Origin of the sequence: Micromonospora sp. NPDC005203, from assembly GCF_042872705.1 — a bacterium.
Classification (GTDB): Bacteria; Actinomycetota; Actinomycetes; order Mycobacteriales; family Micromonosporaceae; genus Micromonospora.
On record NZ_JBIAKV010000003.1, the window covers coordinates 52036 to 73206 of the forward strand.

The 21171-nt window shown below is 70.7% G+C and carries 19 protein-coding genes; 9 read left to right on the forward strand and 10 right to left on the reverse strand.

All coding sequences use genetic code 11. The features are described from left to right. The first annotated feature begins 93 nt into the window (after window positions 1-93). Window positions 94-1719, forward strand: a complete 1626-nt coding sequence (locus ACFYPM_RS10185) for a glycoside hydrolase family 43 protein (protein WP_387193576.1) — start codon at window positions 94-96, stop codon at window positions 1717-1719. 46 nt (window positions 1720-1765) lie between these two features. On the opposite strand, the gene ACFYPM_RS10190 is transcribed toward ACFYPM_RS10185, so the two are convergent. Next, a complete protein-coding gene (locus ACFYPM_RS10190; RefSeq protein WP_387193579.1) occupies window positions 1766-2422 on the reverse strand; it encodes a hypothetical protein in 657 nt (218 codons plus the stop codon). A 299-nt stretch (window positions 2423-2721) separates the two neighbouring features. Here ACFYPM_RS10190 and ACFYPM_RS10195 point away from each other — a divergent pair, with 299 nt between their 5' ends. Together ACFYPM_RS10195 and ACFYPM_RS10200 are read left to right on the forward strand one after the other, a co-directional pair. Next, window positions 2722-3936 (forward strand): chitosanase, encoded by a 1215-nt coding sequence (locus ACFYPM_RS10195; RefSeq protein ID WP_387193582.1) that lies wholly within the window; start codon window positions 2722-2724, stop codon window positions 3934-3936. A gap of 160 nt (window positions 3937-4096) precedes the next feature. Then, window positions 4097-4843, forward strand: a complete 747-nt coding sequence (locus ACFYPM_RS10200) for an MBL fold metallo-hydrolase (RefSeq protein WP_387193585.1) — start codon at window positions 4097-4099, stop codon at window positions 4841-4843. A 54-nt stretch (window positions 4844-4897) separates the two neighbouring features. On the opposite strand, the gene ACFYPM_RS10205 is transcribed toward ACFYPM_RS10200, so the two are convergent. Both ACFYPM_RS10205 and ACFYPM_RS10210 read right to left on the reverse strand, forming a co-directional pair. Then, entirely contained in the window at window positions 4898-5047 is a 150-nt protein-coding gene (locus tag ACFYPM_RS10205; RefSeq protein WP_387193588.1) for a TetR family transcriptional regulator C-terminal domain-containing protein, read from the reverse strand. A gap of 357 nt (window positions 5048-5404) precedes the next feature. After that, entirely contained in the window at window positions 5405-5884 is a 480-nt protein-coding gene (locus ACFYPM_RS10210) for a cold shock domain-containing protein (RefSeq protein ID WP_387193591.1), read from the reverse strand. 130 nt (window positions 5885-6014) lie between these two features. Here ACFYPM_RS10210 and ACFYPM_RS10215 point away from each other — a divergent pair, with 130 nt between their 5' ends. The 3 genes from ACFYPM_RS10215 (at window position 6015) to ACFYPM_RS10225 (ending at window position 9508) form a co-directional block, all read left to right on the forward strand. Next, a complete protein-coding gene (locus tag ACFYPM_RS10215) occupies window positions 6015-6521 on the forward strand; it encodes a nitroreductase/quinone reductase family protein (RefSeq protein WP_387193594.1) in 507 nt (168 codons plus the stop codon). 330 nt (window positions 6522-6851) lie between these two features. After that, complete coding sequence (locus tag ACFYPM_RS10220) at window positions 6852-7520, forward strand: class I SAM-dependent methyltransferase (RefSeq protein ID WP_387193597.1); 669 nt, start codon at window positions 6852-6854, stop codon at window positions 7518-7520. 95 nt (window positions 7521-7615) lie between these two features. After that, the gene (locus ACFYPM_RS10225; RefSeq protein ID WP_387193600.1) at window positions 7616-9508 is read left to right on the forward strand and encodes an ABC transporter ATP-binding protein; all 1893 of its coding nucleotides are present in this window, start codon (window positions 7616-7618) and stop codon (window positions 9506-9508) included. An 85-nt stretch (window positions 9509-9593) separates the two neighbouring features. Here ACFYPM_RS10225 and ACFYPM_RS10230 read toward each other — a convergent pair whose 3' ends face one another. Both ACFYPM_RS10230 and ACFYPM_RS10235 read right to left on the reverse strand, forming a co-directional pair. After that, a complete protein-coding gene (locus ACFYPM_RS10230) occupies window positions 9594-10142 on the reverse strand; it encodes a PepSY domain-containing protein (RefSeq protein WP_387193603.1) in 549 nt (182 codons plus the stop codon). Between the two features lie 160 nt (window positions 10143-10302). Beyond that, window positions 10303-10752: a GNAT family N-acetyltransferase gene (locus ACFYPM_RS10235; RefSeq protein WP_387193606.1), complete on the reverse strand. Its 450-nt coding sequence runs from the start codon at window positions 10750-10752 to the stop codon at window positions 10303-10305. Window positions 10753-10852: 100 nt separating this feature from the next. Between ACFYPM_RS10235 and ACFYPM_RS10240 the strand changes: the two genes are divergently transcribed. Next, window positions 10853-11734, forward strand: a complete 882-nt coding sequence (locus ACFYPM_RS10240) for a LysR substrate-binding domain-containing protein (RefSeq protein WP_387193609.1) — start codon at window positions 10853-10855, stop codon at window positions 11732-11734. 30 nt (window positions 11735-11764) lie between these two features. Here ACFYPM_RS10240 and ACFYPM_RS10245 read toward each other — a convergent pair whose 3' ends face one another. Genes ACFYPM_RS10245 through ACFYPM_RS10260 form a run of 4 tightly spaced genes read right to left on the reverse strand, consistent with a single transcriptional unit; the run spans window position 11765 to window position 15052 of the window. Further along, window positions 11765-12319, reverse strand: coding sequence for a DUF5872 domain-containing protein (locus ACFYPM_RS10245; RefSeq protein WP_387193612.1), 555 nt, complete (start codon window positions 12317-12319; stop codon window positions 11765-11767). 28 nt (window positions 12320-12347) lie between these two features. Further along, window positions 12348-13637 carry an ATP-binding protein gene (locus ACFYPM_RS10250; RefSeq protein WP_387193615.1) on the reverse strand — a complete coding sequence of 430 codons (1290 nt, stop codon included), beginning with the start codon at window positions 13635-13637 and terminating at the stop codon, window positions 12348-12350. Next, a complete protein-coding gene (locus tag ACFYPM_RS10255; protein ID WP_387193618.1) occupies window positions 13634-14329 on the reverse strand; it encodes a response regulator transcription factor in 696 nt (231 codons plus the stop codon). The genes ACFYPM_RS10250 and ACFYPM_RS10255 overlap by 4 nt, the downstream gene beginning before the upstream one ends. 24 nt (window positions 14330-14353) lie before the next feature. Further along, window positions 14354-15052 (reverse strand): SDR family NAD(P)-dependent oxidoreductase, encoded by a 699-nt coding sequence (locus tag ACFYPM_RS10260; protein WP_387193620.1) that lies wholly within the window; start codon window positions 15050-15052, stop codon window positions 14354-14356. 104 nt (window positions 15053-15156) lie between these two features. Between ACFYPM_RS10260 and ACFYPM_RS10265 the strand changes: the two genes are divergently transcribed. Further along, complete coding sequence (locus ACFYPM_RS10265) at window positions 15157-16056, forward strand: helix-turn-helix transcriptional regulator (RefSeq protein WP_387194434.1); 900 nt, start codon at window positions 15157-15159, stop codon at window positions 16054-16056. 57 nt (window positions 16057-16113) lie between these two features. Beyond that, window positions 16114-16608 carry a septum formation initiator gene (locus ACFYPM_RS10270; RefSeq protein WP_387193623.1) on the forward strand — a complete coding sequence of 165 codons (495 nt, stop codon included), beginning with the start codon at window positions 16114-16116 and terminating at the stop codon, window positions 16606-16608. A 341-nt stretch (window positions 16609-16949) separates the two neighbouring features. Here the strand turns inward: ACFYPM_RS10270 and ACFYPM_RS10275 are convergent, their stop codons facing one another. Further along, window positions 16950-20885 carry a ThuA domain-containing protein gene (locus tag ACFYPM_RS10275; protein WP_387193626.1) on the reverse strand — a complete coding sequence of 1312 codons (3936 nt, stop codon included), beginning with the start codon at window positions 20883-20885 and terminating at the stop codon, window positions 16950-16952. Between the last annotated feature and the right edge of the window lie 286 nt (window positions 20886-21171).

The window sequence follows — 21171 nt, forward strand, 5'->3', positions numbered from 1 at the left end:
ATTGCGAAAAGACCGGCTAGCGTAGGCAGGACTTCCAGTGATCCGGGACCGCAAGTTTCCGGAAGTTTCAGACAGTCGTCCAGAGGAGCCCTCGTGTCGACCGACATCGCTAACGTGGTGACCGCTGCCCGGTCGATCCGCAACCCTGTCCTCGCCGGATTCCATCCGGACCCGTCGATCCTTCGCGTCGACGATGACTACTACCTGGCCACCTCGACCTTCGAGTGGTATCCGGGCGTGCGTGTGCACCATTCGCGTGATCTCGTGAACTGGCGCACCCTGGGTGGGATCATCACCGACCGCCGCCTGCTCGACCTGCGCGGCTGTGGTGACTCCAACGGCGTGTGGGCACCCGACCTGACGTACCACGACGGTCAGTTCCACCTCGTCTACAGCGACGTGGCCAGCTTCGCCAGCGGCTACTGGGACCCACAGAACTTCCTGGTCACCGCCGAGGACATCACCGGCCCCTGGTCGGATCCGGTGAAGCTGCACGGGCGCGGTTTCGACGCCGCCCTGTTCCACGACGACGACGGCACCACCTGGCTGCTGAGCATGAGCGCGGACTGGCGACCCGGCCGGGACCGCTTCGGCGGCATCGAGATCCAGCAGTACGACCGGGCCGCGCGCCGCCTGGTCGGCCGGCCCCGCATCCTGTTCACCGGCACCCCGGTCGGGGTCACCGAGGGTCCGCACCTGTACCGCCACGACGGTTGGTACTGGCTGATCACCGCCGAGGGCGGCACCAGCTGGGAGCACCAGGTCACCGTGGCGCGATCCCGGGAGTTGTTCGGGCCGTACGAGGTGGACCCGGACGGCCCGCTGCTCAGCTCGGTGGGCCGGCCCGACCTGCGGTTGCAGAAGGCCGGTCACGGCAGTCTGGTGCGCACCCAGGGCGGCGAGTGGTATCTGGCCCACCTGGTGGGTCGCCCCTACTCACCGCTGGGCAGTTGCGTGCTGGGCCGGGAGACCGCGATCCAGCGGGTCGAGTGGCCGGCGGATGGCTGGCCCCGGATCCCCGGCGGGGTGCCCGCCGACGAGGTCGTCGCGCCGGACCTGCCCGCGCATCCGTGGCCGGCAGAGCCCGACACCGACCACTTCGACGCCGCCGAGCTGGGTTTGTGCTGGTCGACGCTACGCCGGCCGGCCACCGACGACTGGATCGACCTACGGTCGCGCCCGTCGCACCTGCGCGTGCACGGCGGGCAGTCACCGGTCGGCCGACAGGCCCCCAGCCTGGTCGCGCGACGCGTCGAGGCGACGCACTGCTCCCTGGAGACGGTGGTGGAGTTCGACCCGGTCGACCACCGTCAGCTCGCCGGGATCACCGCCTACTACAACACGCTGAACTGGCACCACCTCTACCTGACCCGGGCCGACGACGGGCGGACGGTGCTGGAGCTGCTCAGCTCCGACAACGGGCGACGCACCCCGCACCCCGAGCTGACCGTCGACGCCAGCGGGGTCACCCGGGTCGGTCTGCGGGCGGTGTTCGACGGGCCGGTGGTGGGCTTCGAGTACGACCTCGGCGCTGGTTGGCAGCGGCTCCCGGTCGACCTGGACGCGACGATCCTGTCCGACGAGCACGCCGCACTGATCATCGACGGCGAGCCGGCCGCGTGGGGCTTCACCGGGGCGTTCGTCGGCCTGTGGGTGCAGGATCTCGGCGGCGACGGCGTGTACGCCGACTTCGACCTGGCCACCTACCGCGAGCACTGACCGCACGGACGGCACCTCCCCCGGGGTGCCGTCCGCGTCGGTCGTCCTACTTCGCCTGGCCGGCGACGGTGCGAAGCTGGCCGAGGGTGGTGCGGAAGCCGTGGCCGGAAGCCGCCGGGTCCTCGGTGACCAGACCGCTGACGGCCATGGCCTGCGATCGGGACACCGCGGCCGCGTCGTCGCCGGCCCCGGCCACGTCGAAGACCCCGAAGTCGCCGCTGAGCGTCCGGAACGTCGGGGCCGCCGGGTCCCTGGCGAGGTAGAGCACCACGACCTGGCCGGCCGTGAGCGTGGACATCTGGGCCATGTCGGCCACGCCGCGATCCAGGCTGGCGAGCGTGATCCGCGTCCCGGCCCCCACGGACGATCCGTTCGCCGCGCGCAGCACCTCGTCCACCCGGAACCCGTTCGCCTCGACCGCACCCCGGACCACCAGGTCCGCGGCCCCACTGAGCTGCCGCACCGTGCCGTACCCGCGCAGCTTGCCCTTGACCGCCGGGGCCGCGACGCCGGTGGGCGCGGCCCCGGTCGGCGCGGCCCCGGTCGGCGCGGCCCCGGTCGGCGCGGCCCCGGTCGGCGCGGCGACGCTGGGCGTGCCGACCGGGTCGGCGTCCGCGCTACCGCAGGCGGACAACGCCGCCACGGCGAGGACGGTGGCGGCCGTGACCCCCAGAGACCGGGTACGGCGGAGGTGGACTGCCATGGAGCGCTCCTTGCGTGTCGGTGCCGTCCCGGGTCGTCTCGCCCGGGACGCGGCACTGCTCAGGCCATCTAACTGGGTGGTCCGGGGGCCGAGCACCTCGGCAGCCGTCCTCGTACCCAACGCCCGTCGACAACGAGATGAACATGCGTCGTGACGGCCTGCGCTCGTCGATTGACGGCGACCCGACGTACTGATATCTGTTAATACAATTTCCAGATTCTCGTGGTGCCCGCCGTGGCCGATCGCCGCGCCGGGCACCGACCGGCCGGCGGCATGCCGCCCCTTCCCCGAGGAACACCATGGTGCGCAAGAAAACAGCCGCCTACGTCGTGGGCACCCTGCTGACCGGCGTCGCGGCGGTCGGCTATGGCCTGCCGTCGGCCAGCGCCGCGACCGCCGGCCCGATCACCGGCCTCGGCGGCAGGTGCATCGACGTCGCCGGGGCCAATCCGGCGAACGGCACGGCGGTCCAGCTCTACGACTGCAACGGCAGCGCGGCCCAGACGTGGACCGTCGGCAACACCGACAACTCGATCCGCGCGCTCGGCAAGTGCCTGGACGTCACCGCCGCGTCGACCGCCAACGGCGCCAAGATCCAACTGTACGACTGCAACAACACCGGCGCGCAGAAGTGGACGGCCAGCAACGGCGCCCTGGTCAACACCGCCTCGGGCAAGTGCCTCGACGTGACCGACCGGAGCACCGCGAACGGCGCCCGGTTGCAGATCTGGACCTGCGGGGGCACCAGCAACCAGCGGTGGACGCTGCCCGGAGGGGGCACACCCACCCCCACGCCGACCGCCACCGTCCCGGCCGGCACCAACCTCGACGACCCGGCGAAGAAGGACGTTGCCATGCAGCTCGTCTCGGCCGCGGAGAACTCGTCGCTCGACTGGCGTGCGCAGTTCTCCTACATCGAGGACATCGGCGACGGTCGCGGCTACACCGCCGGCATCATCGGCTTCTGCTCCGGCACCGGTGACATGCTCGAACTGGTGCAGGCGTACACGAACACCAAGCCGGGCAACGTGCTGGCCGGCTACCTACCGGCGCTGCGCGCCGTCAACGGCACCGCGTCGCACGCCGGCCTCGACCCCAACTTCCCCCGCGACTGGCGGACGGCGGCCAACGACTCGGTGTTCCGGGCGGCCCAGGAGGCCGAGCGGGACCGGGTCTACTTCAACCCTTCGGTACGCGACGGCAAGAACGACCAGGTTCGGGCGCTCGGTCAGTTCGCCTACTACGACGCGGCGGTCATGCACGGGTACGAGGGCATGCGCCAGATCCGCAGCCGCGCCCTCGCCCGCGCGAAGCCCCCGGCGCAGGGCGGCGACGAGCGGACCTGGCTCAACGTCTTCCTCGACGAGCGGGTCATCGAGATGAAGAAGGAGGAGGCCCACTCGGACACGTCCCGCGTCGACACGGCCCAGCGGGTGTTCCTCAACAACGGCAACCTCAACCTCAACACGCCGTTGGCGTTCGCCGTCTACGGCGAGCAGTTCCGCATCGGCTGACGCAGACGCTCAGGGCGCCGCCCGCGCGGCGCCCTGAGCCGTCCCCCGTACGCGACCCCGCCTCGACGCTGACCACACGGCTTTAGGGCTGCCGCTGGTCGGTGGGGTGGCCGAACCGGCGGGCACGAAAACGGGATCCCGCACTGGCACACTTGCCGACATGGTCGACTGGTACACCCGAGTCGAGGCCGGTAGCGGTGTCACCCGACTCTCGGAACCGCACGTCAACGAGCTCCTGTCGGCGAACTTCTGGTGGTTGCGCGGCAACGATCGCGATGTGGTGATCGATGCCGGGCTCGGGGTCGTCGCCCTCCGGGAGGCGCTCCCGGCGATGTTCGAGCGCGATCCGATGGTCCTGCTCACCCACGCGCACCTGGATCATGTCGGTGGGGCGGCCGAGTTCGCGGACCGGGCCGCACACCCTGCCGAGGCGGAACTCCTGACGGCGGGCGTGCCGGCGAGCCTGTACGGCGCGGAACTCTTCGACAAGCTCGGGATCGACGCGGCGGGCGACCCCGTCCCGGAGTTGATGATCGACGTCCTGCCCGATCCCGACTACGACCCGGCCAGCTACCGCATCGCACCCATGACCCTGCACCGCCTGCTCGACGACGGCGACCACGTCGACCTGGGCGGGCGAAAACTCACCGTGCTGCACCTCCCCGGCCACACCCCGGGCAGCATCGCCCTGCTGGAGGAGCGCACCGGGACCTTGTACTCCGGCGACATCATCTACGAGGGCGCGCTGATCGACGACCTGCCGAACTCCGATGTGGCCGACTACCGACGCAGCATGGAGTCTCTCGCCGACCTCGACGTGTCCATCGTCCATCCCGGCCACGGGCGCAGCTTCGACCGGATCCGCCTCCGTCAACTGGCCGAGACCTATCTGCGCAGAGACGCTTAGGCCGGTTTCACAAGAACTGGCCGCCCTCACGAAACAGGCCTAAGCGGGCGGACCCTACTCGGCCGCGCGGTCCGGCGCGCCGACGAGCGAGTCCAGGTGACGGCGCAGAACCTCGCGCAACAGGCCCGGCGGGAAACGCCGTGGGAACATCACGGCCTGCGGCCCCAGCCCGTCGAGCAGGGCACGGAGGCGGACACTCTCCATCGCTGAACCAACTCGTCCAGGGCCTGCTGGATCGCCTCGGCGTGGACGAGCAACGACTGACGAGTACGGGCCGCCGCGGTGAACGTGTGCCGCAGGAGCATCTCGTCGCGTCTGAGGTCGTCGAGCGGCAGAAATTCGGCCAGGAGTTCCTCGGTGCGGCGGCGTCGTTCCGCGCGGCTGCCGCCGGAGTCGCCGAGCAGGCACTCGGCGTGCGCCCAGACCCGCTCACCGACGCGGCGGCCAAGCTCCTGGTGAGGCTCTGGCCGTCACCCGTCGGGGCATCGACCTACGGGTGCCGTTCGCACCCGAACGCCGATGACGACAGCACGGCACCGGTGAACCAAACGGGCCAGAGGCTCAGCTCTCGACCCAGCCGTGCGATCTGGCGTGGTCGACCAGCGGCTGCCGGATCGCGGAGATCTGGGCCGCGGTCAGCGTCGGCACCCGCTCGATCAGCAACTCCGTCACCTCGTAGGTGAACTCGCGCGGCGACAGGACGTCGCACATCCCGTCATCCTCACCGGTCGGCCCGGTCCGCGTCGGCACGACGTCCGGCACCCCCTCCGGGCGGGCGCCCGCGACCGGCTCGACGATCCGCAGGGCCGCCACCTTCAGACCACGGTCGCCGGCCTCCACCTCGTACTCGACACGCATGCCGGGATGCACCAGGTGCCGCTGCTCGCCGAAGTCGTTGGCGTGGACGAAAATGTCCTCGCCACCTTTCGCTGGCGCGATGAAGCCGTAACCACGTGCCTCGTCGAACCGGATGACCTTACCTACCGCCCACACAGCCACCACCCACTCCCACCACTCAACCAGGATCTCGACAGTGTCCACGCACACTGCTCGGCAACGGTACCGAACACGTCGTGACCTGGCGTCCAACGATCACCACGCGTACCATTCCGCGCCGGGGGCGCGGCTGGCATTCTGTTCGTACCATCGCCGAGCAGGTGTGGAGGCCGTCGTGTCGACCGAGGACCGCGCAAAGAAGCCGAGGCTGCCGCCGCGCTGGTTCATCCGGACGGCCTGGTCCGTGCACCGGGGGCTCTATCGGGTCTTTCGCGGCCGAGTCGGGCTCTGGCAACCCCGCCCGGACCGGTGGGGCACCCTGCGGCTGACCACGACCGGTCGCCGCACCGGTCAGCAACGCGGTGTCATCGTCGCGTACCTGGAGGATGGACCCAACCTGTTCACGTTGGCGATGAACGGCTGGGGTGAGGGTGAGCCCGCCTGGTGGCTCAACCTGCGCACCCATCCGGAGGCGACGGTCGACCTGGTTGACGGGCGGCGGCTGGTCACTGGACGTGCCGCGGCCGGGGATGAGCGGGTCCGCCTGTGGACCCGCTGGCGCGACGTCGAGACCAACCTGGACGCCCTCGCGGCACTGCGTCCCGCCGAAACCGCGGTGGTGGTTCTCGAGCCCCGCTCCGGCGTCGAGGGCGTCGCCGGCCAGCCGCAGCCCGACGCCTGACGCGGTCCGCCCGCTCCCCCACACCGCCGCTCGGCCATGCCTCGGGCGACGACACAGCCACCCTCGACCGGGACGATGCCGCTGCCAGAACCTCGGTAACGGGCAACTCCCCGCTGCCCACGGCCGGGTCGGTCATGGCGGTCGAGGGGATGTCGCCCAGGGCAGGTTGCACGATCGCGGGGGTGGCGCCGTCACTGGCGGTCCCGATTACTGCGCTTCCGAGACCAATATGAGCACTCGCTTGTCCGGCTGCTTGACCTCGTTCATCTTGCGGGTCGATTTTCTTAGAGCACAACGTTAGAGTTTAACTCTACATTTGTGGAGGAGACGATGAACCAGCCCCACGCCATCCAGAGGCCAGAGCCGGACCTGGACTCAACGCAGCAGGACCCGGAGGAGGAGTCCGTCCACCGCGCACTGGAGCGCTACTACCGCACCGGCAAGCCGCCGTGGGACACCGGCGTGACGCCGCCCGAGCTGGTCGACCTGGTAGAAGGGCCCGGGGCGCTGCCGCCCGGCCGCGCCCTCGAACTCGGCTGCGGCACCGGGACCAACGCCACCTACCTCGCGCGGCACGGCTGGGAGGTGGCGGCCGTCGACCTGATCGACCGCGCCGTCGACCAGGCCAGGGAGAAGGCCGCGGCGGAGGGCGTGGCGGTACGGGTGCTACACGGAGACGCCACCCGCCTCGACGAGCTGGACGTGCCGGGCCCCTTCGACCTGTTCTTCGACCTGAGCTGCTACTGCGGGGTCCCGCTACACCGCCGCGACGCCTACGCCGCCGGGCTCACCCACCGCGCCGCTCCCGGAGCACGGTTGCTGATGTTCGGGTACGGCCCCGAGCCAATCGGCGCTCCGATCCCCGAGGTCACATCGTGGGCCGCAGGCGTCACGGCCGACGAGCTCCGCGCCAGGTTCCGCGGCTGGGAACTACTCGACGTCACACCGGGCACCAACTCGGTGCCGACCTTCTGGTTCACGCTGCGCCGCGACGCCTAGCCCATCTCCGGTCACGTGCCGAGCGGGAACGCCCGGCGCGGTGACTTGACCTCAATCTCGGGTGAGGTCCTAACCTCTGGTATCGGAGGTAATGCATGAGCATGGAATTTGCCGCGTGGACGTCTCTGCACCACGCGATGAACGCGCAGGAAGAACGACCACTGTCCCGTGTCACCCTGAAGCGCATCGTGGAGTTCGCGCGCCCGCACCGGTCTCTGATCGTCAGGTTCCTGCTGTTGAGCGTGGTGACGGCTGTCCTCACGGTGGCGGCACCGGTCCTCGCCGGACGGGTGGTGGAGGCCATCGTGGACGGTGCCGACAGCGGCGTCGTGATCCGGTTGGCGGTGCTGATCGCCGTGATCGCCCTGGCCGAAGCCGGCCTGGGTCTGGTGACGCGGTTCCTGTCCGCCAGCATCGGCGAGGGACTCATCGTCCAGCTACGCACGGCGGTCTTCGACCACGTGCAGCGCATGCCCGTGGCGTTCTTCACCCGCACGCGCACCGGTGCGCTGGTCAGCCGCCTGAACAACGACGTGATCGGCGCGCAGCGTGCCTTCAGCGACACCCTGTCCGGGGTGGTCGGCAACGCGGTCACCCTGGCACTGACGCTGGCGGTGATGCTCAGCTTCTCGTGGCAGATCACGGTGCTGGCGCTCGTGCTGCTGCCCATCTTCGTCCTCCCGGCGCGCCGGATGGGTGCGAAGCTCGCCCAGTTGCAGCGTGAGGCGGCCGAGCACAACGCGGCCATGAGCACCCGGATGACGGAACGCTTCTCGGCACCCGGCGCGACCCTGGTCAAGCTGTACGGGCGGCCGGCCGACGAGTCGGCGGAGTTCGCGGCGCGGGCGCGTCGGGTGCGGGACATCGGCATCCGCACCGCCATGCTCCAGTGGGTCTTCATCACCGCGCTCACCGTCGTCGGCTCGCTGGCGCTGGCCCTGGTCTACGGGCTGGGCGGTCTCTACGCCCTGCGGGGCAGCCTGGACGCCGGGACCGTGGTCGCCCTCGCGCTGCTGCTGTCGCGTCTCTACGCGCCGCTGACCTCGCTGGCCAGCGCCCGGGTGGAGGTGATGAGCGCGCTGGTGAGCTTCGAGCGGGTGTTCGAGATCCTCGACATCAAGCCGCTGATCCTCGACCGGCCCGACGCCCGGCCGCTCCCCGACGGGCCGGTCGCGGTGGAGTTCGACGGGGTACGGTTCGGCTACCCGTCAGCGGACAAGGTGTCGCTCGCGTCTCTGGAAGATGTGGTGAAGCTCGATGCCCGCGGCGGCGATGAGGTGCTGCACGGGGTGTCGTTCCGCGCCGAGGCGGGGCAGATGGTCGCCCTCGTCGGCTCCTCCGGGGCGGGCAAGTCGACGATCGCGCAGCTCGTCCCCCGCCTCTACGACGTCGAGGACGGCGCGGTGCGGCTCGCCGACGTCGACGTACGCGACCTGTCGGCCGAGTCGATCCGGACGGCGCTGGGCGTCGTCACCCAGGACGGGCACCTCTTCCACGAGAGCATCCGCGCCAACCTGGCGTTCGCTCGGCCGGACGCCACCGAGGCCGAGATGTGGGAGGTGCTCCGGCGTGCCCGCCTCGACGACCTGATCCGCTCGCTTCCCGACGGGCTCGACACGGTCGTCGGTGAACGCGGGTACCGGCTGTCGGGCGGGGAACGGCAACGGCTCACCATCGCGCGCCTGCTGCTGGCCCGTCCGCGCGTGGTCATCCTCGACGAGGCCACCGCGCACCTCGACTCGACCTCCGAGGCCGCGGTTCAGGAGGCCCTCGCCGAAGCCCTGGCCGGCCGGACGAGTGTGGTCATCGCGCACCGGCTCTCCACCATTCGGGCGGCAGACCAGATCCTCGTCGTCGAAGACGGCCGGATCGTCGAGCGTGGGCGACACGGCGACCTGCTCGCCGCCGGTGGCCGGTATCAGGAGTTGTACCGCACCCAGTTCGACCAGGACCAGCCGACGGTCCAGGAGCAACGCGTCGCCATCTGAGGCCGCCGCACCGGGCCCCCGCGCCACGACGCCAGCCGCCGCCCGCCCCGGGGGATCCCCCGGGGCGGGCGGCGGCAGCGGACGGTCAGTCGTCGTCGTTGTCGTTGTCGTCGTCGTCGTCGTCGGCGTCGTCGGCGTCGTTGTCGTCGGCGTCGTTGTCGTCGGCGTCGTTGTCGACCGGCTCCTGCTCGGCCTTGACCACCGAGCCGTTGTCCCGGTCGATGTCCACCTCGTGCTCGGTCTCACCAGCGACGATCTCGACGCTCCACACCGGCCGGCCGTTCTCCTGCTCGGATTCGACCTCGACGATCTGACCGCCACCGGCCTTGGCGAGTGCGATCTCACCGGCGCGCTTCTCGTCGACCGCGCTGCCCGCCGGCGCGGTGCCGGTGGGCGGCGTACCGCTCGGCGTACCCGACGAGGCGCCTGCTGACGGCGTACCGCTGGTCCCCGGCGCGGCGGTGGTCGCGCCGGCCTCCGGCGCGTCCGTGGCCGTCGGGGCGACGGTGGCCGCGGCGAGTGCTGTGCCGCCGGCCCGCGTGTCGCCCACGGCGTTGACGCCGAGCGCGACCCCGGCCACCGCCAGCACCGCCGACCCGCCGACCGTCGCCAGAAGCAGGTTGGTGCGCTTCATCGTGGTGTCCACCTTTCCTCGGATGTCAACTCCTGTTGTCGACTCTGAGGATCGGCTGAAGTGGGATAGCACCGCGCTGTCCGAACGCTAAGACGGGGTTAAGCCGGCGCTGGCGTGCGCCGCGCACGGAGCCCTGAGGGTGCGCCTCGACCGGAAATGATCAGAGCGCCATCCGCATGAAGACGTCGGCGCGGGCGTACGGCGGCAGCGGGATCTGTTCCGGACTGACGTGCTGGAAGCCGGCAGCCTCGTAGAGGTGCACGGCGTTCGCAAGTTTGGTGCTGCTGCCCAGGAACAGGGTGGTCGCGCCGAGCTGACGGGCACGATTGATCGCCGCCTCGATGAGCTGCCGACCGAGGCCCTTGCCGCGCGCTGCCGGGACCACCGTCATCTTCGACAGTTCGAAGACGTCGTCCGAGTTGCGGACCAGGGCGACACAGCCGACGATCTCTCCACCGTCGCGGACGATCAGCACGTCGCCGCCCGGGTCGACGATGGCGGCGAACGGGTCGCCGAGCGTCTTGCGGTCCGACTCCTCGATGGTGAAGAAGTGGGAGATCCATTCTTCGTTCAGCGTCCGGAAGGCCTCGGCCTCCGCAGCGGTCGTCATGGACGTGACGGTGAGCGTGCTCGGGTTCATGGTTCGATTCTCCGGCCACCGCTATTCGAACGTCCAATATCTTGTTCGGGGTCATTCGTATTCTTGAGGTATGGAACCCGAGTTGCGCCACCTGCGCTACTTCGTCGCGGTCGCCGAGGAGCTGCACTTCGGCCGAGCCGCGGTGCGGCTGCGGATGGCCCAGCCGCCACTGTCGCAGCAGATCCGCCAACTCGAGGCGATGATCGGTACGCCGCTGTTCGTTCGCACCTCCCGATCGGTGGCACTGACGCCCGCGGGCGAGACATATCTGGACCGGTGCCGGCGGGTGCTGGCCGCCGTGGCCGACGACGTGCACGAGGCGGGGCGCATCGGGCGCGGGGAGCAGGGGCGCTTCGACATCGGCTTCGTCAGTTCGGCGATCCCGCTCGGGCTGGCCGGGCCGATCCGTCGTTTCCGCGAACGCCATCCGGCCGTCCACCTACGGCTGCACGAGGCGTACACGGCGCACATCGTCGACCGGTTGTTGAACGGCGAGGTCGATCTCGGCGTGGTTCGTGACGCGGACGCCCACGACGACCTGGTCGGCACCACGTTCGCCACCGAGTCCTTCGTCGCCGTCCTGCCGCCCGACCACCCGCACGCGGGAGGCCTCGCGATCAACGCCGTGGCGCTGCGCGACGACCCGTTCGTCTTCTTCCCACGGGTGGCCGGCGAGCGGGCCTACCAGCGCAATCTCCGGCCGTGCCTGGAATCCGGCTACACCCCGCGCATCGTCCAGGACGCCACCAGTTGGGCCACTGTGGCGCACCTGGTCGCGGCCGGCCTCGGGGTGACGATCGCGCCAGCGAGCATCGCCGCCGTGGTGCCCGCCTCGGTGGCAGTGCTGCCGTTGACCGACACCGAGGCCACCACCGAGGTGCAGATCCTGCGCCGCCGAGACGACGACCGGATCACCTCGGCGGGCTTCGAGGTCGCAGGCCAGGCAACCTGACCTGCTCGACCTCAGCCGTGCGGGTGCGGGCTAGCCGCGCCTGTTGAGTTCCGCTTCGAGCCGCTGGACGAGCGTCTTACGGTCCTTGCCGGCGTGCTCGTTGCGCAACGCGGTTTTGAGCTGCCGCGTGTCGAGGCCACGGACCAGCTTGGCGGCTTCGGCGACCGACATCTCTGACATCCGGCCGGCCGTGGTGGCGTCTCGACGCGCCCGTTTCGCCGGGCCGGTGTTGGCGACGTACTGCTTGCCGGATCGGGAGGCGGCACGCTTCTTGGTGTCGGTCGCCCGTTTCTGGCTGTCCGACATCTCGTCCCAGGCCTTCTTGGGCAGGTAGCGGCTCGTCGTGTCGCCATTGCGCGCGCGGGTGTCGCCCTCTTTCGTCTGCCATTTCTCATTGCCCCAGCGCTGGAGCGACTTCTGCCGCTCGTCCTTTTCGCCCAGGAATCCCCCGCCGCGCTTCTTGTACTCCTGAGTCACCAACTGTGACTTGCGCGCTGACCACTGCCCCGGCCTGCCACCCTTGTCGGAGGCCTTGACCTCTTCCTTGATCTGTTCTCTGAGCTCGGGTTTCGTATACCGCGCCATAGCTGGCAGCTACCCGACGTCACCGCGCCTAACCCTCCCGCTGCGACGTCGGTGGGCGCAGCCGCAGCAGCACCCGCGCCCCGCCGGTCGGGCCGGCCCGCAACTCCAGGCTGCCGCCGCCGGCCTGCGCGGCGCGTCGGGCGATGTCCAGGCCGAGACCTGTCGACCCGGCCGCGCTGGCGCCCCGCCGGATCGCCCCGACCGGCAGGCCGGGGCCGGCGTCCGCCACGGTGAGGACCACCTCCGTCGCGTCGCGGGTGAGGTGGACGGCGAACGGCGTCCCGTCGGGGGTGTGCGCGAAGACGTTTCCGAGCAGGGCGTCCACGGCCGCCACCAGGTCGTCGGCGGCCACACCCACCGGCAGCGGGCCGGGAACCAGGTCGAGGGTGACGGCCCGGCCGGTGTCCTCGGCCAGCACCGACCAGAACGCGACCCGGTCGGCGACGATCGCCGCCGCGTCCGAGGTGGCCGGCTGCGCCGTCGGCGAGTGACGCCACCGGGCCTGCCGGATCAGCCCGGTGACCGCGCGTTCGAGCCCGTCGGCCGCGGTGGTGATCCGGGCGGCGTCGTCCGGGTCGCGCAACGACTCCGCCTCCAGGCGCAACGCCGTCAACGGGGTACGCAACCGGTGCGACAGGTCGGCGACCTGCTCACGCTCCTGCACCAGGAGCACCTGGATGCGGGTGGCGAGATGGTTGAGCGCTCCGGCCACCTCGCGCAGCTCGGCCGGACCGGCCGGGGTGACCCGGGCGTCCAGCTCGGCGTTGGCCAGCCGGTGCGACACGGCCGACAGGTCGCTGATCGGGCGGACCAGGTTACGGGCCAGCCGGTCGGCGACCAACAGACCGATCAGCACCAGCAGCACACCGAGCAGGGCCAGCACCAACCAGGCCCGGGTGACCCCCGCGGTCAGCTCGTGTCGCGGCACCACGATCCGGATCACCCCGGTCCCGTCCGTCCGACCCTGCACGGCGATGACCACCTCCCGGCCGGCCGCCGACTCCCCGGTGAGGCTCTGCCCGCGCGCGGCCAGGGCCACCGCCGGCGTACGGGGGGTCTGCGCGCCGAGCACCGAACCGTCCGGCAGGAAGACGCTCACCGGTCGCCCGGATTCGACGGCGAGTTGCTCGACGGTGAGTCGGATCGTCGTCGCGTCGGCGGTGCCGACCACCGGCACCAGACTCTGCGCGTCGGCGGTGGCCGCGACGGTGGCCCGGTCCTCCGCGACGGTCCGGACCAGCAGTGCCAACGGCACCAGGAACGCGATGAGGGTGAGCACGCTGACGGCGGCGACCAGCAGGGCGAGCCGGCCCCTCACGGCTGCGCCGCCGGTGCCTCGAGACGCACCCCGACCCCGCGCACGGTGTGCAGGTAGCGCGGCTGTTGGGCGTTCTCCCCCAGCTTGCGGCGCAGCCAGGACAGGTGCACGTCAACGGTCTTGTCGGCGCCGCCGTACGGGATCTGCCAGACCTCGGTGAGCAGTTCACGTTTGGTGACCACCTGGCCGGGGCGGCCGGCCAGGTGGTGCAGCAGGTCGAACTCGCGCGGCGTCAACTCCACCGCCGTCCCGTCCAGGGTGACCTGTCGGGACCGGGGGTCGACGCGCAGCCCGCCCACGACGAGCGACGGGTCCTGCCCGTCCGTGCCCGCCGGGCCCCGCCGCAGCACCGCCCGGGCGCGGGCGTCGAGCTGCGCGGCGGTGAACGGCTTGACCACGTAGTCGTCGGCGCCCGCGTCGAGCACCCGGACGATCTCGGCCTCGTCGTCGCGGGCGGTGGCCACGATGACCGGCACCGAGCTGACCGCGCGCAGCATCCGCAGCAGCTCGCGGCCGTCCAGGTCGGGCAGGCCCAGGTCGAGCACGACGAGGTCGGGCCGATCCTCCAGGGCGTCGCGCAGGCCGGCCATCGCGGTCGAGGCGGCGGCCACCGCGTGGCCGCGTTCCCGCAACGCCCGGATCAGCGGCGTACGGATCGTCAGGTCGTCCTCGATGAGCAGCAGGCGGGCCACACCTGGCAGGTTAGCGGTTCGCCATCAGGACCAGGCGATCTCGCCGTGGCGCTCGACGAAGCGGCCCGAGCGGTGCCCCGGCCCTTCGGTGGCCAGGGCGACGATGGCGTCGGTGCCCTCGGTGACGGTCTGCGGACCGCTGTTTCCGTTGAGGTCCGTGGCGGTGTAACCGGGGTCGGCGGCGTTGATCCGGATGTCCGTCAGCGCCCTGGCGTACTGGGTGGTCAGCATGGTCAGCGCTGCCTTCGACGACGTGTAGACCGGGGCGATGACACCCGATTCGGCTCGCGTTGGGTCATGGGTGGCTGCGAGTGAGCCCATCGCACTGCTCACGTTGATGATCACCGGGTCGGACGAGCGGCGCAGCAGCGGCAGGAACGCGGTTGTCGTCCGCACCACACCGACGAGGTTGACGTCGAAGACGGCGAGCAGGTCATCGCCGGTCAACTCGCTCGGGTCACCGAACGGCCCGTGGACGCCGGCATTGTTGATCAGCACGTCGATGCGGCCCTCGTGCTTCTCGACGTCTGCGGCCGCGGCCGTGACCGATTCGTCGTCGGTGACATCGATCCGCACGAAACGGGCTCCGAGGGTGTCTGCCGCCGCAGCGCCCAGCTCGGGGTCGCGAGCGCCGACGAGAACGGTGTGGCCCATCTCGATGAGGCGGCGGGCGGTCTCGCGACCGAGCCCCTTGTTGGCTCCGGTGATGAAGGTGATCGTCATGCACCCATCGTTTGCCGCCGCGCAGGCAGGTGCCAGGGACGTCGCGACGGTAGGACAAGCGATACCACCCTCATCGGGGTGGGGTGCGAAACAATAGGGGCGTGATGACGCAGGCTCCGGGACTGGGGGCGACGATCCGTGCCTGGCGCGACCGCCTGTCGCCGGCCTCCACCGGGCTGCCCGCCGGCCATGGACGCCGAGCCGCCGGGCTGCGACGTGAAGAGTTGGCCGAGCTTGCCGGGGTGTCGGTCGACTACGTCGTGCGCCTGGAGCAGGGGCGGGCGACCACCCCGTCGGCGCAGGTGACCTCCGCGCTCGCTCGTGCCCTACAACTGACGTCCGCCGAACGCGACCACCTCTTCCGGCTGGCCAACCTGGCCGCGCCGACAAACGAAACGATCTCCGATCACATTCCGCCGGGCGTGCAGCGGGTGGTGGGCCGCCTCGGTGACGCCGCCGTCGCCGTGTTCGCCGCGGATTGGCAGGCGATCTGGTGGAACCACAGTTGGGCGGCTCTGCTGGGCGACCCTTCCGCGTCCCCGCCAGTTCGTCGCAACTTCGCCCGCGACACCTTCCCGGTGAACTCCGACGGGCCGGGGATGTCACGCTGGCCGGTGATCTCCCTGGATGCCGAGGCCACGAGCGCCGCAGTCGTCTCCGACCTCCGACGGGCCACCGGCCGGTTTCCCCGTGATCGACGCCTGGCGAAGCTGATCCGTGACCTCGCCGAGGGCAACGAGCAGTTCGCCGATCTGTGGGCGGCCGCGACGGTCACCGCGCACCGGGAAGACTGCAAGATCGTCGAGCATCCGGCGGTCGGTACCGTTCGGGTCGACTGCGATGTCCTGACCGACGGCGACGCCGAGCTAAAGATCGTGATCCTCACCGCGGCCCCGGGCACCGACGACGAGACCAAGATCCGCCTCGCCCGGGTGGCAGGCGTCCGCCACCCGGCGGAGTCCGCGGACCTCGATGACAGGACCCACCAGCCGGGCAGGCGTTAACCGCGCCTTAGTGCCCTGATGGGCCGGCGACAACCGTGGATCGGGGATAGTCAGGGGATGGGCCGTCGTTCGATCCTCGTCGCCACCGGGTGGGTGGCCACCGCCGCCGTGGCGACCCTGATCGGGTTGGGCGCGATCCGGCTGGTGGGCGAGAGCATCACCGGCACTCCCGGCGGGGTGCGCAGCGAGGCCGAGATCGAACGGGCGCTCGCCTCGCCGGAGCCGGTGCCCACCGGCACGACGGGCAGCGGCTCAGTCGGGCCAAGCACGACGAGCACCGGCTCGGCCGGGCCGGGCACGACGGGGCCCGCACCGAGCGCCAGCGCCGGGGTCCGCCGGGGGTTCGCCACCGAGGGCGGCACGGCCGTGGCCGAGTGCGGCGCTGGAGGCGTACGCCTCGTCTCCTGGGCGCCCGCGCAGGGTTACCGGGTCCGGGACGTGGACCGGGGACCGGACGACGACGTCGAGGTCACGTTCGCGGGGCCAACCCGGGAGTACGAGTTGAAGGTGCGCTGCATCGGCGCGGAGCCGGTGGCCGTCGCCGACGACTGAGCCGGGTGCACACGGGCTGCCGGGGCACCAATGCTGGCCCGGCAGACCGTCGCGCAGCACCAGGCGCACGAATCGTGCCGGCCGCGCGCAGCGCGGCACCATGATCAGGATCGCGCCGATCTTGCACTTCCTGTCGCCGATTTAAGCGGTAATGCACCCCAATGTCGGGGCAGAAAGTGCAAGATCGCGATGCAGGATCGGTTGATGAACAGTCATTCCGCCTAACGCAACGGCGTTGAGAAGTAGTAGTCAGGAGGCCATCTGAACTACTGAGCATCACATGATCGAGGGGAGTCGCCCCCACCGCCCGATTGGGGGTGGGGGCGGACTCAGGTGGTGGTTCAGCTGGTGTACGCCTCCACCTCCCAGAGCGAGTGGCCGTATCCGGTGCCCCGGGCGGTGCCGTAGATCCGCAGGTAGCGGCCGTTGGCGCCGAGCCCGGTGTGCTCGTCCACGCCACCGTCGGCCCCGGTCACCGTCTTCGCGGTGGTCCAGGTGGTGCCGTCGTTCGAGGTCTGGATCTGGTACGCGCTGCTGTACGCCGCCTCCCAGCTCAGCTTGACCCGGCCGATCGCGGTGGTGCCGCCGAGGTCGACGCGGATCCACTGCGGATCGGAGAAGGTGCTCGACCAGCGGGTGGTGGGGCTGCCGTCGACCGCCTGGGCGCCGGACACGTCGGCTCCCTCGTTGCTGGACGTCGACGTGGGCTTGTTCAGCAGCAGGTTCCCGCCGGTCGGGCTGCCGGTGCCGCCATACACCTCGACCTCGAACAGCGAGTAACCCCAGGCGGTGCCCCGGGTGGTGCCGAGCAGCCGGACGTACCGGCCGGAGCCGGTGAGCCCGGTCAAGTCGTCCACGCCGCCGTCGCCGCCGGTCACCGTGCGGATCGTGGTGAAGGTGACCCCGTCCGGTGAGGTCTGGATCTGGTACCCGCTGCCGTACGCCGCCTCCCAGGTCAGCTTGACCCGGTTGATGGCGTACGAGGCACCCAGGTCCACGTCGATCCACTGCGGGTCACCGAAGGCGCTGCCCCACCGCGTGCCGGTCGCACCGTCGAACGCGTTGGCCGCGGTGAACGCGCCCTCGAAGCTGGACGCCCGCGCCGGCTTGCCCCGCGCCAGGTTGGCACCTGGCTCGGGATCCGGGTCCGGGTCGGGTCCTGGTCCACCGGGGCTCGTGGAGAGGGTGAACTCGTCGATGTCGAAGTACGGGCCGGTGCCCTTGAAGACCAGGAACAGGGTCCGGGTGCCGGCCGGTGCGGTGACCCCGCCGGTGACCGTGGCGAAGGTGGCGTACCCGCCGGTGGGGACCACGGTGGCCGAGCCGACCAACGGACCGGTGGGCGAGTCGACCCGCAGTTCGAGGGTGCCACCGCCGCCGGCCGGGGCGCCGACCCGGGCGCTGAACGACTGCACGCCGCTCAGGTTGTACGGACGGAACGAAATCCAGTCGTTGTTGTCGATGTAGCCGACCGCCGCTCCGCCGTGCCCGGCCGCCCCGGAGACGATCTGGACGCCGGACGAGTCACCGAAGTGCTCGGCCTGCCGCACCCGGGGTTGCAGCACCGCCTGGGTGTGCGTGGTCAGCGGCGGTTGGCCGCCCCCGCCCAGGTCGGTGTACTCGGCGTCGATGATTCCGAAGATGTTCGCCGCGGTGTCGTGCTCACCGTCGGCGGTGGTCTGGATGACCCCGGTGCAGCCCTGCGCGCTGCCGAGCTGGTGGCCGTGCGAGTCGTGGCCGAGGACGTAGTTCACCTTGACCCGAGCGCAGTTGATCGCACCGTCCTGGGCGTCGGTGACCGTGACGCTGAACGGCACGGCGTCGCCGAAGGAGAACGTCTGCCCGTTCAACGGGGTGTTCACGGTGACCACCGGCGCGCTGTTGCCGACCGTGACGACCACGCTCGCGGTGGCCGTCTTGCCGGTGGTGTCCCGGACCGTCAGCGTCGGGCTGCGGGTCCCGTTCGTGGTGTACGTGAAGCTCGGGTTCGCGGCTGTCGAGTCGGTGGTGCCGTTGTTGTCGAAGTCCCAGGCGTAGGTGAACGGGTCACCGTCCGGGTCGAGGGTGCCGGCCGAGGAGAAGGCCACGGTCAGCGGCGCGCTGCCGCTGGTCGGGGTGGCCGACACCTTGGCGACCGGCGCTCTGCCCTCACGGGCGTACTCGATGCGGTAGAGCGCCGAGTTGGCGTCGCCGTTGAACCAGCCGGTGCCGTAGTCGAGCACGTAGAGCGCGCCGTCCGGGCCGAACTCCATGTCCATGACCTGCGTGCCGGTCCACGGGAACGGGTTGATCTTCAGTGGTTGGCCGGACGTGTCGAGCTTGATGTTCTTGATCCAGCGGCGACCGAACTCACCGGCGAAGTAGGTCCCGTCGTAGTACTTGGGGAACGCCACCGGCGAGGTGTTGTTCGGGTCGTACCGGTAGACCGGACCGCCCATCGGTGACAGGCCGCCGCCGGTGAACTCCGGCGGCGAGCCGGAGCCGCCGTACGGCAACCAGGCCGGGATGGCCGGCGGCAGTTGGGTGATGCCGGTGTTGTTGGGCGAGTTGTTCACCGGCCCCCCGGCGCAGTCGAACTTCGCCCCGGACGGGCCGGACGGGAAGGTGTAGTCGTTGTAGGCGTCGTTGCGGGCGGTGCAGTACGGCCAGCCGTAGAAGCCGGGCCGGTCGATGCGGGCGAACTCCACGTTGCCCGCCGGTCCCCGGTTCGGGTCGGCGGTGCCCGCGTCCGGACCGTAGTCGCCGAGGTAGACGATGCCGGTGGCCTTGTCCACGCTCATCCGGAACGGGTTGCGGAAGCCCATCGCGTAGACCTCCGGGCGGGTTCGCGCGGTGCCCGGGGCGAACATGTTGCCGGCCGGGATGGTGTACCCGCCGGCCGCGCTCGGCTTGATCCGGAGCACCTTGCCGCGCAGGTCGTTGCTGTTCGCCGAGGTGCGCTGCGCGTCGGAGGCTGGGTTGCGCCCGGCCCGCTCGTCGATGGGGGTGAACCCGGCCGAGTCGAACGGGTTGGTGTCGTCACCGGTGGACAGGTAGAGGTTGCCGGCCGCGTCGAAGTCCATGTCACCGCCGACGTGGCAGCACATGCCCCGACTGGTGGGCACGTTCAGGATCAGCGTCTCGCTGGCCAGGTTGATGGTGTTGTCCGCGTTCACGGTGAACCGGGCCAGTCGGTTGACGCCGTCCCAGACGGCGAAGTCCGCCGGGGTGCCGGTGGCCGGGGCGCCGCCGCCGGGAGTGTTCAGCGGTGGGGCGTAGTACGCGTACACCCAGCGGTTGGTGGCGAAGTTCGGGTCGGCCTTGATGCCCTGCAGGCCCTCCTCGTCGCCGGTGTAGACGGGCAGGGTGGCCGCGATCTTGGTGTTGCCGGCGCCGTCGGTGTGCCGGATCACGCCGTTGCGGGAGGTGTGCAGCACGCCCCGGTCCGGCAGGACGGTGAGGCTCATCGGTTCACCGGTCTCGGCCGCGCCCTTGGCCAGCTCCACCTGCTGGAAGCTGCTGGTGACGGTGGGGCCGCAGTCCGCGTCGAGCGCGCCGGCAGCCGTCTGGATGCCGCCGAGCAGGTGCTGACGGAAGCTCGCCTCGGTGTACGACGCGTCGGTGTGGCCCAGGCCCGTGTACCAGGCTCGGCCGCCGGAGTAGTTCTGGCACCAGGAGATCGGGTGGTCGGCGCCCATGCTCCCGCCGGTGTAGGTGCTCTCGTCCAGGGTGGCCAGCACGTGCGCGGCGCCCCGCGGGTTGGTGCGGTAGTTGTACAGCTCGTCGAACCGGTTCCACCGCTGCGGCAGGGTCGCGGTGGACGGGTGTACCTGGTCGGCGACCTTGACGGTGACGTTCTGCTCGGCGGGGTGCGAGGCGAAGTACGCCCCGACCAGGCCGCCGTACCAGGGCCAGTCGTACTCGGTGTCGGCGGCGGCGTGCACGCCCACGTAGCCGCCGCCGCCGGTGATGTAGCGCTCGAACGCGGCCTGCTGGGCGGCGCTGAGCACGTCGCCGGTGGTGGACAGCCAGATCACCGCGGCGAACCGGTCCAGGTTGGCGTCGGTGAACTGGGCGGCGTCCTCGGTGGCCTCGACGGTGAAGCCGTTGGCGGCGCCGAGTTGCTGGATGGCGGTGATGCCCGGGCCGATGGATCCGTGCCGGAATCCGGCGGTCTTGCTGAAGACCAGCACGGTGAACGGTGCGGCGCTGGCCGTGGGTGGCGCGGCGACGATGCCGCCGGCCACGAGGATCGCGCTCAGGGCGACGCCGAGCCACGATCTCAGGGATCTGCGCACGGTAGTCCTTTCGCGGTGCGAGGACGGCGTGCGCCGATCACGCCTGGCGGTGGTGGTAGCACTAGACATGCGAATGCATCGTTGCCTCTGCGCGGCGGGCGCGTCAAGCGCTCGCGCGCCATTCGTGAGAGCGTTATCTCCGCAGGTCAGGCACGACTGTGCAGAGTGAGATCGAATAACGGTTTTCGGACCACGACCGCACGCGGCGGACCCCGGCGCGGAGGCACTTGAAAGCGTCTAAGCCAGGACATCCATCCCCTCGGACACAGCACAGCACGCACGGCCA